The sequence below is a fragment of the Mesorhizobium sp. AA22 genome (assembly GCF_001672375.2).
In the GTDB taxonomy this organism is placed as follows: Bacteria; Pseudomonadota; Alphaproteobacteria; order Rhizobiales; family Rhizobiaceae; genus Mesorhizobium; species Mesorhizobium wenxiniae.
This window is the reverse complement of sequence record NZ_CP048406.1, coordinates 5,199,765-5,213,638: the sequence shown is the minus strand read 5'-3', so window position 1 is coordinate 5,213,638 and position 13,874 is coordinate 5,199,765. Positions and strand designations below refer to the sequence as shown.

8 protein-coding genes and 4 pseudogenes are annotated in these 13,874 nt (G+C 62.2%); 6 read left to right on the top strand and 6 right to left on the bottom strand.

What is annotated here, in order from left to right; all coding sequences use genetic code 11:
- Nucleotides 1-308 precede the first annotated feature (308 nt).
- Nucleotides 309-527 (bottom strand): hypothetical protein, encoded by a 219-nt coding sequence (locus A9K68_RS24955; protein ID WP_065008428.1) that lies wholly within the window; start codon nucleotides 525-527, stop codon nucleotides 309-311.
- Nucleotides 528-565: 38 nt separating this feature from the next.
- On the opposite strand from A9K68_RS24955, the gene A9K68_RS24950 reads away from it, so the two are divergent.
- Nucleotides 566-904 (top strand): hypothetical protein, encoded by a 339-nt coding sequence (locus A9K68_RS24950; RefSeq protein ID WP_065008427.1) that lies wholly within the window; start codon nucleotides 566-568, stop codon nucleotides 902-904.
- A 1,153-nt stretch (nucleotides 905-2,057) separates the two neighbouring features.
- Nucleotides 2,058-2,831 (top strand): alpha/beta hydrolase fold domain-containing protein, encoded by a 774-nt coding sequence (locus A9K68_RS24945; protein WP_246811229.1) that lies wholly within the window; start codon nucleotides 2,058-2,060, stop codon nucleotides 2,829-2,831.
- Nucleotides 2,832-2,894: 63 nt separating this feature from the next.
- Here the strand turns inward: A9K68_RS24945 and istB are convergent, their stop codons facing one another.
- Nucleotides 2,895-3,650 carry an IS21-like element helper ATPase IstB gene (gene istB / locus A9K68_RS24940; RefSeq protein ID WP_065008691.1) on the bottom strand — a complete coding sequence of 252 codons (756 nt, stop codon included), beginning with the start codon at nucleotides 3,648-3,650 and terminating at the stop codon, nucleotides 2,895-2,897.
- 12 nt (nucleotides 3,651-3,662) lie between these two features.
- Entirely contained in the window at nucleotides 3,663-5,174 is a 1,512-nt protein-coding gene (gene istA / locus A9K68_RS24935) for an IS21 family transposase (protein ID WP_141246659.1), read from the bottom strand.
- 197 nt (nucleotides 5,175-5,371) lie between these two features.
- On the opposite strand from istA, the pseudogene A9K68_RS24930 reads away from it, so the two are divergent.
- A pseudogene (locus A9K68_RS24930) lies at nucleotides 5,372-5,593 on the top strand (alpha/beta hydrolase fold domain-containing protein); the annotation flags it as partial.
- On the opposite strand, the gene A9K68_RS24925 reads toward A9K68_RS24930, so the two are convergent.
- Nucleotides 5,584-5,784: a hypothetical protein gene (locus tag A9K68_RS24925; RefSeq protein ID WP_156768296.1), complete on the bottom strand. Its 201-nt coding sequence runs from the start codon at nucleotides 5,782-5,784 to the stop codon at nucleotides 5,584-5,586. The pseudogene A9K68_RS24930 and the gene A9K68_RS24925 overlap by 10 nt on opposite strands.
- Before the next feature lie 26 nt (nucleotides 5,785-5,810).
- Here A9K68_RS24925 and A9K68_RS24920 point away from each other — a divergent pair.
- From A9K68_RS24920 to A9K68_RS24910, 3 genes and pseudogenes are all read left to right on the top strand, one after another.
- Nucleotides 5,811-6,638 (top strand): annotated as a pseudogene (locus tag A9K68_RS24920) (transposase); the annotation flags it as partial.
- A 61-nt stretch (nucleotides 6,639-6,699) separates the two neighbouring features.
- Nucleotides 6,700-8,139 carry an IS1182 family transposase gene (locus A9K68_RS24915; protein ID WP_065007939.1) on the top strand — a complete coding sequence of 480 codons (1,440 nt, stop codon included), beginning with the start codon at nucleotides 6,700-6,702 and terminating at the stop codon, nucleotides 8,137-8,139.
- Nucleotides 8,140-8,232: 93 nt separating this feature from the next.
- Nucleotides 8,233-8,793: pseudogene (locus A9K68_RS24910) on the top strand (transposase); the annotation flags it as partial.
- A 201-nt stretch (nucleotides 8,794-8,994) separates the two neighbouring features.
- On the opposite strand, the pseudogene A9K68_RS24905 reads toward A9K68_RS24910, so the two are convergent.
- Together A9K68_RS24905 and A9K68_RS24900 are read right to left on the bottom strand one after the other, a co-directional pair.
- Nucleotides 8,995-10,259, bottom strand: a pseudogene (locus A9K68_RS24905) (extracellular solute-binding protein).
- Between the two features lie 25 nt (nucleotides 10,260-10,284).
- The gene (locus tag A9K68_RS24900; RefSeq protein WP_246811228.1) at nucleotides 10,285-13,701 is read right to left on the bottom strand and encodes an AAA family ATPase; all 3,417 of its coding nucleotides are present in this window, start codon (nucleotides 13,699-13,701) and stop codon (nucleotides 10,285-10,287) included.
- Between the last annotated feature and the right edge of the window lie 173 nt (nucleotides 13,702-13,874).

Here is a 13,874-nt window from a genome sequence, read left to right as displayed (position 1 = left end):
CCTGAAGGTCGTTAAATCCGGTTTCCGCGGTTCACGGCCAACCCGACTGTTCAACTCGCACTTTTGAGGCCGGCACGAGGGTATCGACAAAATCAGCAGTTCGTTTTCGACATCGATGGGGCCAGTCCGATGAACCGGTCTTCGAGGGAATGACGACGACGCCATGCACCGCGGAAAACAGCGTGCGCGCGAACACCAGGAGGTGCGGCGTGTCAGCGTCGGAAGCAGCATGGCGAGCGGCTCGACCAGATGCTGGATGAGGACCGCACGTTCGGCCAGGTGCCATTCGGGCACCGGCACGCCCGGCGCTATGCGGTGTTCGAATCGCGCGCAATGCGCAGATACTCCTTAGCCACCGCCTCCAGCCTTGCCCTCGGCTCGCCGGTCGCCTCTTGCCGCAAGGCCGCTCCGAGCCTGGCGAGGGTTGCCGAATTAACGTGCAGGATGAGCTTGTCCAGGTCGGCGAAGGCGGTATAGAGCGCGCCCAGCGCGCAGCCGGCATCGGCCGTGATGTCACGCGCACGCAAGCCGGCGAGACCCGAGCCGGATATGCGACTGCGCCGCCTTGATCAGCCTGCCCTTCCGATCCTTGCGCCCGGCGTCCCGTTTTGTCATCATTAACCTTCGCTCTACGAAATCTCCGAACACCGCGCGGCCAGCGCAAGCTGGCCGCGGCAACACCACCCAGCTGTCGTCGCTCAAAGATGCAGAGGAGACGCTTTTGCGCCTGCGCAGTAGGCAAAAGCAGATCGACGTCACCGCCGCCGCTACGGCCGAGATGGAACAGTCGGGCGACCCCGCCGCTGTTAGCGAACTCGCCGCCGCCGGATGCGGCACGCCGCTGAAGAGCAGTGCCGACGCTGTGCTCGATCGACTGGCCAGCAGGATTGGCAAACCAGCCTGATTGTATCCGGCCTGAAACAGCCCGCCACCGACCCAACCTAACCCTGAAACAAAAGAATTATACCGATGTCCGCCAACACCTATTCCCCAAAGGACTGAAGCCCCTGGAATACATTCACCAAGCCCAGTTCGCCGTTGCCGCCACGATGAAATCATCGAGCTGATCTCTCCTGCGGGATTCGAGAACTACTTCCGAGAGCTCGCGGCGCTGTGGCCCGATCAAACCAAGATGCCCGGGCTACTCCGGAAGTACGAGCTCGACATGGATCCCGGAAGTGTGACCGAGCTCTGTGCCCGGTATGGGCTGGTTTCGGCCCGCCGCGAAGCTGCCACCTAAGGCTCCGTCACCGTTATGAGGCGTCAAGCGGTTCGTCCGAGATGCCGGCGATCCGCGAGGGCCGGGGACCCCGCAGAGCGGCTCGTGCAGGGCGGGCGGGACTTGAACAGCACGGCCAGGATCGCGTGACCATCAGCGTCGGGGGCAATAATGGTGACCAACGAGAATGAGACTCCCGCGATTTTGTCAATGCCGCCGATCTGGCACTCTTCCGAGCTAAGTCGGAAAGACGCCGTGTGCCTCGTCTGGCCTGCCGCCGTCGGGAAGAACTGCGACAAGCTGGCCCCGAGCTATGATATCTTTCCACCCGGTGTCATTCGCATAACGGACTGACGCTCCGCGGGTCCTCGCCATGCAACGCAAGCTTGCGCTATCCGTTCCGCTCATGAGAATTCGTCGGCTTGATCCGTGCGCCTGTTGGTCTCGATGCATCATCGGAGGCAGATGTTCACCAGGCAGATGCGCTGGCCGAGACAGCAGGTCCGCTCTAAGGAGCAGACGCTCCCGCCCTGCAACCCGTTGCCTGTCTCCGCAACGACGGCCCAAGCGTCCTCGCTCCGGCTATGGTAGGTGAGAACACGTCACCGCCGCAGCGTCCGATGCTGAGTGCGGTGTTGCGCCCGAGCCCGCTGCAGGCGCCAGTAGCGAGGATGATCTTGGTCCGATAAGGGGTGGAACGAACCCGAAGCGGCAATATTCGACCATGTGCGGGGGGCAGTGCTAAAAGATGACGAGCGGGTTTATGGGCGACCTGTCGTCCCGCGTATTCGCCATGCCGCCGCCGGTTTTCTATGCTTGATGGGGTAAGGAATGCAAAATGAGCGATGTGGATGAACACCTCGATCTGACGGAGATCAACGCCGTCCGCAGGTTGTTGACGTCAAAGCCACGACCGGTGGGCTGGGACGAACGCCGGGCACGGCTCGATGAGGTTGGTTCGGTGTGGCCGATTGCGGACGACATCCTATGCGAGGATGTGGTTTTCGATGGCCTTGAGGGCGAGTGGTCCCTAGCGCCTGAGAGCGACAGGGATAAGGTTCTGCTCTTTTTCCACGGTGGTGGCTACTGCTCCGGCTCTCTCAAAAGTCATCGTCGAATGGTGACCGAGGCAGGTCGAGCAATGGGAATGCGCACCCTCGCGATCGACTATCGACGCGCACCGGAACATCCTTTCCCTGCGCAACATGAAGACGCACTCACCGCATGGCGCTTTCTGAGCCGGCAAGGGATCGCGCCGGATCGCATCGTGGTTGGTGGAGACAGTGCGGGCGGCAACCTCACCCTATGCTTGGTCAGTATATTGTGCGCGGCAGGGGAGCGGTTGCCGCGATGTCTTTGGCTGGTTTCGCCCTGGACGGACCTTTCGATGTCCGGCGCGACACTAACAAGTAAGGACGCGATCGACCCTATCATCCACCGGGCGTATTTGGAGGAACTGGCGACCGCCTACGCCTCCCATGTCGTTGGCCGGCGCGATCCCCGGATCTCGCCGTTGTTCGCCGATCTGCGTGTTCCGATGAAGCCGGCCACCGATTCCGATTTGAAGCCGGCCAGTCATTCCGATTTCATTCCGGCCGCCATTCCGATTTGAAGGCGGCCATTTTTCGGACTGATCCTGGGTCTCGTTGATGTTTGGGTTGGGTTTTGTTTCAGGTCAAGCTTCGGTGTTTTCGGGGACGATTGGCGGGCGCTGTTTTCGCATGCTTTCACCGGTGAGATCGATGCGATAGGCGTTGTGAACGAGGCGATCCAGGATGGCGTCGGCCAAAGTTGGGTTTGCAATAATCTCCCACCAGCGATCCACGGGCACCTGACTTGTGACGATGGTTGAGCGTCGTTCGTAGCGATCCTCAATGATCTCCAGGAGATCGCGGCGTTGGTCATCATTGAGTTTTTCCGGTCCCCAGTCATCGAGGATCAGCAGGTCGGTCCTGGCAAGAGATTTGAGGATCCTGCCGTATCGCCCGTCGCCTCTTGCAAGCGCGAGGGCGGCGAACAGCCTGGGAACCCGGTGGTAGGCGACTGAGAAGTCTTCGCGGCAGGCCTGGTGGCCAAGAGCGCAGGCAAGCCAGCTTTTGCCGACGCCGGCTGGTCCGGTGACAAGAAGACCGTGATGCTTTCTGATCCAGTCGCAGCCGGCAAGCGCCATGAACATATTGCGGTCGAGGCCGCGTGCGGCGCGGAAGTCGGCATCCTCGATCTGCGCGTCATGGCGAAGCTTGGCAGCCCTGGCGCGAGCCTCGAAACGCTTCTGGCGGCGCATGGTCGCCTCGCGTTCGAGCAGCATGGCAAGCCATTCGCCGTGCTCGAGGCCGCGCACTTCGGGCTGCGTGTCGAGTTCCTGGAAAGCGGTTGCCATGCCGTAGAGGCCGAGCTCTCGCAGCATGTCGATGGTGGGATTGATCAGCATGGGTGGATCTCCTCAATGAAAGTAATCAGGGCCACGCAGATTGGCGTGATCGACGATGGCGGTTGGTTCGGTGGAATGGCGTGCGGCCTTGTGATTGGCGATGAGCGAAGCAATGCTCTTGCAGTTCAAGCCACCGATCTCGACAGCGCGGGCTGACACGGCTTCTGCCCGATTGCGATCGATGTCGCGAAACAGGCGCAGGATGCCCAGACATGTTCGAAAGCCCTGCTCTGGATGCGGACGGCTGGCGAGAATTGCGATGACCAGGCCTTCGGTCTGTGGCCCGATCGACGTGGCCCAACGCCGAAAGCGCTCCGGCGTCCATTCGGCATAGCGCCGGTGGGAACTGGGCATGTGATCCGGATCGGTTCCATGGCGAGGACCTCCATGGCGGCGCTGATGCACCGCGACGCGCTTGCCGCGGTGGAAGATCTCGATGGTGCGCGCCGTTGCTCTCAGATCGACCTGCTGACGAATGAGGCTGTGGGGCACGGAATAAAAGAAGGTCTTGAACTCGACGTGATAATCCGTCGAGACGCGGGCCAAACGCCATTCGGCAAACTCGTAATCCTCCAGTGGAAGACTGGCCAAAGCCGGGCTCTCGACGGTCTCGAAGAGCTGCCGGCGACTGACGCCCAGCCGGCGCATGACGTGGTCGTTGATGCGATCGAGCGCCTGGGCAATGGCGGCATTGGCCTCAGCCAGCGAGAAGAAAGTCTGGTTGCGCAGGCGCCCCAGAATGCAGGACTGGGCGAAACGCACTCCATTCTCCACTTTCGATTTATCCCGAGGCTTTCTTGGCCGTGCCGGAAGAACGCCGACGCCATAGTGGGAAGCCATCATGCCGTAGCTGCGATTGATCTCGGGATCGTAGAAACTAGCGCGACTGACGCCAGACTTCAGATTGTCGGGAATGACGAGTCTGGGAACGCCGTGAAAAAAACGAAACATCCGGACATGCGAGCCAATCCAGTCGGGAAGCGTTTGCGTCCAGGTGGCCTCGGCAAAGGTGTAGCTGGACGCACCCAGCACCGCCACGAAGATCTCCGCCTCGCGGATCTCGCCGGTCTTGCGATCGACAATCGGGATCTTCTTGCCGGAATAATCGACGAAGACCTTGTCGCCGGCCGCATGCTCCTGGCGCATCGTCGGCGAAAGCCGCTGCTCGAAACTGCGAAAGAGTTCGCAGAAGCGACTATAGCCGTAACCGTCGGGATGCGACCCACGATACTCCTCCCACAGGATGAGCAATGTGACGCCGGGCTTCTTGAGCTCGACCGCAAGATCGGCCCAGTTCGGTTCCGTGCGTCGCCGCGTGCCCTGTTTGACGCCGTTGCGACTGAAGAGCTTGTGCTCAAGCGCATCGTCGGTCAGCTCGCCCGGCAAGGGCCAGCTCAATCCAACCGCGGCTGCACGCTGCAAATTATCCTGCACCGTACTGCGCGCTATCCCCAACACGACCGCAATCTCGCGGGAGCTCGTCCCGCTTCCGGCAAGCCGCAGCATTTGTCTCAATTGTCTCATGGTCAGCCTTCTCTTTGCCGGCATCAAAATGTCCCCGTTCATGGCGAGGTGATTGATGCCAAAGTTGCTGACCCAGGAGGTAATCTTCAGTGCCGAAAACTGGCCGGCTTTTGATTGGAATGGTGGCCGGCTTCAAATCGGAACGGTGGCCGGTCTTTGATCGGAATGGCGGCCGGCTTCACGTCGGAATCCGCACCGATCTGAGCGGATTTCCCCCAATGCTGATACAAGTCGGTTCAGCCGAGACGCTGTTGTCGGACGCAACTCGGCTCGCGGCAGCCGCTGGCGCGGCTGACGTCAAGGTATGTCTCGAAATTTGGCCGCATATGATTCACGCCTGGCCGGTTTGGAATGCAGGATTGAGTGCCGGTTGGCGCGCTCTTCACAGCGCGGGCATGTTTGTCCGCGACTATTTATAGCTCTCGGGTGAGGCAGCTGCTGGCGCAATGTTCTCGTTCAGGAACCGGAAGTATTGACCAATCTCGGTCGTATAGAGCAGGTTCGCCGTTCCTGAAAGCTGACATCGCGGGCGACCGCTGGTCGAGGTCATGGCGCCGATAGTGTTTTTTAGTCGGCGTTGATCGGCTGGCGGTGTCGTGATTCCATCCATCTGTTGATTCCGGAGGGAATGGGACGATGATGGGATCGCAGGTGGCACCGGCGCAGTTGTTCTACGATTTCTGTCTCGACGATCATGTCCCTGATGACCACCTCCTTCGAAGGGTCGACCAGTTCCTCGATCTGGAGAGCGTCCGCTCGGAACTGAAGCCGTTCTACAGCACGTCGGCCGTCCCTCGATCGCTCCCGAGTTGATGATGCGGATGCTGCTCGTTGGATACTGCATGGGCATTCGGTCCGAGCGACGGCTCTGCGAGGAGGTCCACCTTAATCTCGCCTATCGATGGTTTTGCCGTTTGGGATTGGACGGCAAGGTTCCTGACCATTCTACCTTCTCGCGCAACCGCCATGGCCGGTTCCGGCAGAGCGACATCCTGCGACACCTCTTCGAGACAGTCGTGGAACGCTGCCTGAGCGAAGGCCTGGTAGGTGGCGAAGGGTTTGCGGTGGACGCCAGCCTGATCGCAGCCGATGCCAACAAACAGCGCTCCATTCCGGGCGACGAGTGGCGCGCCGCCGATCTTGGCGCTGGGGCCGGTCGAGCGGTGCGAGAGTATCTCGCAACCCTGGATGACGCCGCTTTCGGGGCGGCCAGTGAGGTCACACCGAAGTTCATCTCACCCTCCGATCCGGCGGCACAGTGGACCGGAGCGCACGAGGGTCATGCCTTCTTTGCTTACGCCACCAATTATGATCGATACCGACCATGGCGTCATCCTGGACGTCGAAGCCACCCGCGCGATCCGGCAGGCCGAAGTGGGAGCGGCCCGCACCATGATTGACAGGACCGAGGACCGCTTCGCCCTCAAGCCAGAGTACCTGGCCGCCGACAGCGCCTACGGATCCAGGCTGTGTGGAAACGCGTTGATTTGGTAAAGTGATTCCCGATCAGCGAGGGGGAGTCGGGATGAAGCGGTTTGTCGAGGGCGAGGATCGCCGGCAAGCGACACTGCTTCCCGAGTGCCTGGACGATTACGTGATGCAGGACAATCCGGTCCGGGTCATCGAAGTCTTCATCGACGAACTCGACCTCGGCCTCGTGGGCTTTGCCGGGGTCGTGCCGGAAGCGACCGGGCGGCCTGCCTATCACCCCGCGACGCTGCTGAAGATCTATCTCTACGGCTATCTCAACCGCATCCAGTCGAGCCGCCGGCTCGAGCGGGAGACCCAGCGTAACATCGAGCTGATGTGGCTGACCGGCCGATTGATGCCGGACTTCAAGACGATCGCCGACTTCCGCCGCGACAATGGGCCGGCGATCCGCGCGGCCTGCGCCCAGTTCGTCGTGCTGTGTCGCCAGCTCAGTCTGTTCACCCGGGCTGTCGTGGCCATCGACGGGAGCAAGTTCAAAGCCGTCAACACCCGCGACAAGAACTTCACGGTGGCCAAGGTCGCCAAGCGCATTGAACAGGTTGAGGCCAGCATCGCGCGCTATCTGGCGGCGCTCGACCGTGCGGACCGGCAGGACGAAGATGTCGCCGAGGCCAAGACGGTGCGCCTCAAGGAGAAGATCGAGGGCCTGCGGCGGCAGATGCAGTCCCTCAAGGAGATGGGCAAGCAGGTCGAGGCCGCGCCTGACAAACAGGTCTCCCTGACCGATCCCGACGCCCGGTCGATGGCGACCAGCGGCAAGGGCACCGGCATCGTTGGTTACAATGTCCAGATGGCCGTCGATGCCGAGCACCATCTGATCGTCGCGCACGAGGTCACCAATATTGGCAGCGACCGGGCGCAGCTGACCTCGATGGGGCAAAAGGCGCGGGACGCTACCGGATGCGAAGAGATCACGGTGCTGGCCGACCGTGGCTATTACAACGGCGACGAGGTGCTGGCCTGCGAGGGCAGCGGAGTGTTGCCCTGCATCCCCAAAACACAGACATCCGGCAACGCCAAGCGCGGCCTCTTCACCGTTCCCGACTTCATCTATGACCCCGGGAAGGACGGCTACACATGCCCGGCCGGCAAGCACCTGACCAAGGGAAAGGTACGCTCGGACCGCCGGGACAATATCGATCACTATCGCAATCTCACGGCCTGTTCGTCCTGCGCGCTCAAACCCAGATGCACGCCCGACAAGCACAAGCGCCTGAAGCGCTGGGAACACGAAGGCGTCCTCGACAAGATGCAGGACAGGCTCGATCGCATGCCGGACGCCATGACCATCCGCCGGCAGACCGTCGAGCACCCGTTCGGAACGCTCAAGGCGTGGATGGGCAGTACCCATTTCCTGACCAGCACCCTCGAAAAGGTCAAAACCGAGATGAGCTTGCAGGTGCTCGCCTACAACATGAAGCGCATGATCAACATCTTCGGCGTCAAGCCGCTGATGACGGCAATCGCCGCTTGATCCACGCCCCGCCCGCCAATGTGCGCAATCGCTGACCGCTCAAATCAGCGGCCGTCATACGCAATCTGCAATCGCGTTTTCACACGACCTCGATCGGCAGCGAACCTCGCCTGGTTGGTCAAGGAACGGGAGATCGCGCCGCATATCCCGGTGTTCGATAAGTCCAACCGGACGGATGGCACTTTCTCGCGCGCCGACTTTATGTTCGATCCGGACGCGAACGAATACACCTGCCCGGGTGGCAAACGGCTGGTGCAGTTCCGGCGCAGCTACAAGACGCCGCGCACAGGCATCACCAGTGCGGGCACGCGGCTTTACCGCGCCAGCCAGCACGACTGCAAAGTCTGCGAGTTGAAGTCGCAGTGCTGTCCGAATATGCCCTCTCGTAAGATCCCCCGAGATCTGAACGAGGATGCCCGCGATGTCGCCAGGGCAATTGCCGCGACGCCGGAATATGAGCGGTCCCGTCATCGACGGAAGAAGGTCGAGATGCTGTTCGCGCATCTCAAACGCATTTTGCGGCTTGGGCGTCTGCGACTGCGCGGTCCCTCAGGCGCGCGCGATGAGTTCCTCCTCGCCGCTACCGCCCAGAATCTCAGAAGATTGGCAAAGCTCCGACCACCGGCCGGGCCGATGATCGCTGCCTTGGCGTAAAGGAGGGACAGCCGCCGCCAAACGAAACACTGCAGGTAGTGAGATCCGACAACTGCGGCAAATCTGGCCGGATTGATCCGACCAAGAGCCATGCTGCCGTCCCGGCAACGACTAACAACAATATCAGGCGCAAAGCGGGCGTTCGGCATCTCCACGATGGTCGGTGTGAAACGCGATGCGTCCCATCCATAACCACACCGACTACTGGCGCCCGTACTTCTTGAAAGTCGCGTTCCAGTCCGCGGCGAGGGCATCAAGCGTCTCCCTGGCCGTGCCTTGATCGCCCGTCACGTATGGATAGACACGCTGGTTAAACTGCTGCAGTAATTCGGCGTACTCCGGGACCGCCCAGAAGTCCTTCACCTTGAACATGGTCTCATAGAAGGCCCTGTTGTACGGCGTGGCGTTCTGAAATGCATCCGACTTCAGCACAGCCGCACTGCAGGTGTAGCCGCCGAGCTCCGCCCACCTCTTCTGGGTTTCGTCCTTGATGAACCATTCGAGGAATTTGAGGGCTTCGTCTTGCTTTTGCGAATAAGAGATGATCGAGATGCCCTGCCCCCCGAGGGGGGCGAACTGATCACCTTGCGGGCCGGCCGGGTTGGCGAAGAAGCCGGTGTTGGTGGCATTCCGATTGCTAGCCTCGTTGGTAAGCGATGGGAAGAACGCGAAATAGTTCATGCTCATCGCGGCCAGGCTTTCGGTGATCGCCAGATTTTCCTCTCCGAAATTGGCGTTGGCCCAGCCCGGAGGCGTGAATTTGTAAAGCTCCCGATAGAATTCGAGCGCGGCCACGGCCCTGTCGGAATTGATAAAACCGTCGACCTCGTAGGATGCATAGTCGCCAAGCTCGCCGCCATACGAGAAAAGCACGCTTTCGAAGCCCCCGACCATCTCTTCTGGGCAGGCCGTAGAAGAACTCAGCGATGTCGCGCATCTCTTTGAACGTGTTCGGCACGGCGAGATCGTAGCCGTACTTCGCTCGGAAGTCGGCCATTTCCTTCGGATCCTCGACCAGTCTTTGCGATAGGCCCAACCGATAGCGTCGCCCTCGAGCGGGACCGCCCAGTATCTGCCGCTGTCGCCAGGATACTCGGAGTAAAACTTCACCGTGGCCGGAGCCATTAACTCGGCGATATCGTGCTTCGCGAAGAAGTCGGTGAGGTCGACATAGTGGCCGCCAGTCGAGCCGGCGCCGAGCCACTGCGAGTCGCCAACGACCATATCATACGCATCGCCCCTGGCATTGAATTCGGCGAAGGCTTTGGTCTGAAAGCCGGCCAAGCCGTTGTTTCGACTGTTACCTTGACGCCCGTCTGCCTCTCATATTCGGTAACGAGTTCTTGCAGATAATTGGCAGGATCCCATTCTGCCCAGAAGATCGTGAGCTCGGTGGCAGAAGCCGGTGTGCCGGCCAGCGTTAGCACTACGCCGGCCAGCAGACCAAAGCACGTTTGTTTGAGCATGGTTGTCCTCCCTGGGTGTTGCTGCCTATGGCTGCGCCGCCGGATGATGTGAAAACTTCTGCAGCAGGCTCTTTGCCTCAACCAGATCGGAAGTGCCGAAACCCTCGTTGAACGCCGCATATGCGGGTGCGAGCAGGTCTCGCGCCTCGCTCTCGCGTCCGCGATCGGACCAAAGTCGGGCAAGCCGAAGCGCGGCCCTCAGTTCGGCCAGTCTCGCACCTTGTTCGCGGGCGGCGGCCAGCGACTGCCGGAACGAGCCTTCGATAGCATCGTCGCCTTCGTCAAGGCGCGATAGGAGCTCTCCTTTGGCGCTCAACAGTTCGGGCAGCTGGTACCTGGAGCCAGACTTGGCGAGCGTGTCGAACGCTTGCTCCAGCAGCGCAAGCCCTTCGCTTGCCTCGCCCCGCTCGCCGCAAGCGCGGGCGAGCGCGCAAAGGTAGTAAGCCATACCCATGTCGGCGCCGGTCGCGGCGATCGCCGCGATCCCGTCGCGCATCTGGCAGATGCCCTCGTCCAACTGCCCCAAACCACCGAGCGCCCAGCCGAAGAACACGCGAGCCTGCCCAAGCAGCAGGGGCATGGCGAACTCGGTGGATACGGCGATCGCCTTTTCGGCCCAGAGTCGCCCGTCATGCGGCTCCCGTCGCATGAGATGGACGACGCTGAGCGCCATCTGCGCCTGGGCCAGGCTAACAGGGTGCGAATCGCGCTCGGCGAGGGCGACTGCTTCTCTTGACTGCTGAACCCCCTTATCCGGCTTGCCGCAAATGCAGAGCATCTGTGCGGAGAACGACCGGCAGCAAACGCCTGGATCATGCCCGGTATAGCCCCAGGCTAGGTGGCGATGCTTCTCGTAGTCGTAGATGGCCATACCCTGGCTGGCGTGCACCCCGCTGGTCTTGTAGTTGCCGAGATAAAAGTTGACACCCCAGAGCTGGTGGTGCGCTTCCAGCATGTAGCCGGAATCGCCTGAAGCATGCGCGAGTTCCATGCCGAGCGTGAGGCACTGGTTGGCGAGCGCATTTGCGGCGCGCAGGTGACCCGAAATGGTGCGGCAGGCGCTCTCGCCCCGGACCGCGGCGAACAGCTGTGTCTTATCGCCAAGCCTTTCGGCAAGTTCCCGTGCCTTCGAAAAAGAGTGCAGGACCTCGGAATCGCCCCAACCCCTGGCGGAGATGAGCGCCGAGCCCATTGCCGTCCAGAGTGACAGCTCCTGTCTGAGACGGGCCTCGGAAGCGGGCAAAGTTACAACGAGCTCGAGTCCTTTGCCGAAGTGCGCCGCGGCTTCGCGGTTGGCAGACTTTGTCATCGCCCGCTGCCCGGCTTTCAGCCACCACGACGCGGCCTCAGCTACCAGTCCGGCGATCGTATAGTGCTGCGCCACGGTCTCAGGTTCGGTCTCGGCGACGTCGGCAAACTCAGCTTCCAGCGCGGAGGCAATCTTGGCATGGATCTGCTGGCGCCGGCTTCTCAACAGGCTCTGGTAAGCCGTGTCGCAGACCAGCGCGTGCTTGAATGTGTAGGTCGCCTCCGGCGCCGCGCCGCTGCGGAACAGCAGCTCCGCCTGTTCCAGCTGGCTGAGCGCATCGTCGAGCCGGCCTCGGCCGGCGCCACTCACTGCGGCGAGCAGCCGGTGCCGGAAAACGCGGCCGATGCAGGCGGCGATCTGCGCCGTCTCCTTCACCGGTGACAGCCGGTCGAGTCTTGCCATCAGCGAGTCCTGCAATGTCGACGGGATCGCGATCGCCGGCAGCGGCCCGATCGCCAAATAGCGATCGCCCGCCTCGACCAATAGGTCGGAATCGAGCACGGTCTTCGTCAGCTCCTCGACGAACAGCGGCACCCCCTCCGTGTTAGCAAGGATGCGGTCCGCGATGTCGCGCGGCAGCTTCTTGCCGCCCGCCACCCGCTCCATGATCGCCGTGCCATCGCATGGTTCGAGCCGCCCCAGTTGCAGCGTGTCGACACACGACAGCGCCCTCCAGCGCGGCTCGAATTCCGGCCGCGCCGTGACCACCAGCAGGACCGGCAGGTCCGAGAGCCGCTCAACGAGCGCTTCCAGCCATTCGGCCGTCGTGGGGTCGATCCAATGGGCGTCCTCGACGAGTACGAGCACTGGAGCGTTCGTCGCCGACGCCTCGACCAGCCGCGCCAAGGCTGCGAGCGTGCGCGCCCTGAGCGCCGGCGCCGGCAACTTCGGCGGACGATAACGCCCGCTTGCATCGATCGAGAGCAGCGTTGCCAGCAATGGTAGGGCCTCGCCAGCCTCCGCGCCGATCCCGGTAAGCAGCGTCGTGAGCTTGTCGAACCGCGTGTCGGCGTTGTCGTCGCCCACGAAGCCCGCCGCCCTTTCCAAATGCGAGATCAGCGGATGGAGTGCGCTGTTGGTGTAGTGGGCCGAGCAGAAATAGCGCAGTACCGAACGCGGCCCTGCGGCGACCTGCGCGGCAAGTGCGGCCAACAGGCGAGACTTGCCGATACCAGCCTCGCCGGTGAGTAGGAGAACCTGGCCTTGTCCCGATGTTGCGCGATGCCACCGTTCGGCTAGGAAGGCGAGCTCTTCGTGCCGGCCGACCAAAGGCGTCAGCACGGCGTGCCGGGCTTCGAAGCGGCTCTCGGCCGCCGTCTCGCCGACGATGCGCCAGCACCGCACTGGAGCGGTGAAGCCTTTGAGCTCCCGTTCACCAAGATCGGTCGCTGTGAACAGTCCGGCGACCAACCTTTGCGTAGCCTCCGCGACCACTATAGAATCCGGCTCGGCGACGGCTTGCAGCCGGGCTGCAAGATTGGGCGTGTCGCCGACGACGGCCTCCTCTTGCGCCGCACCTTCGCCGACCAGGTCACCGACGATCACCAGCCCGGTGGCGATGCCGACACGCGCGGCGAGCGGCACTCCGGCGGGGCCGCCCAGTCGGCCGGTCGCGGTCGCGGCCGCGAGACCCGCGCGCACGGCGCGCTCGGCATCGTCCTCATGCGCCCGCGGCCAGCCGAAATAGGCGAGCACGCCGTCGCCCATGAGCTTGGCGACCCGTCCCTCGTAGCGCGCGATCTCGCGCGACACGGCCTGCTGGTAGCTGAGGATCACCTCGCGCATGTCCTCAGGATCGAGTCGCTGCGACAGCGCGGTCGAGCCGACGAGGTCAACGAACATGACGGTGAGTTGCCGCCGCTCTGCTCGTGGCGCTGCAACGTCGTCGTCGGTGGCGTCTTGCGCAAACTCCTCACGAGTGGACAGGGTCGACCCTGGCTGAGCGGAGGAATTCTCCGCGAGCGCCGAAATGGCGCTGAGCAGCTTGCGCCGATGCCCCACGGACCTGATGCCCAGGGCCGTCAAGTCCTCGGTGGTGAGCTTGGGCAGCAGCTCGAAATCGATGTCATTGTCGCGGAAGGCCGGGGCGTGTTCCCCCAGTCCGAGGCTTGCCAGCCATGCCGCGATATCCACGCCCTTCTCCCTAGGCGGTGGAAGTTTGGTCAGCATTATACCGCAAACAGGAGGCTAAGTCGTCCTTGCCGTTATGCCCATAGCAACGTCAGGTGCCAGTGAGAGAGGGCGCGCGTTAAGAGGGGCAAATGGCAGCTCCGGGTTAGATCACGACGATGCTCGCGCCGACCTGA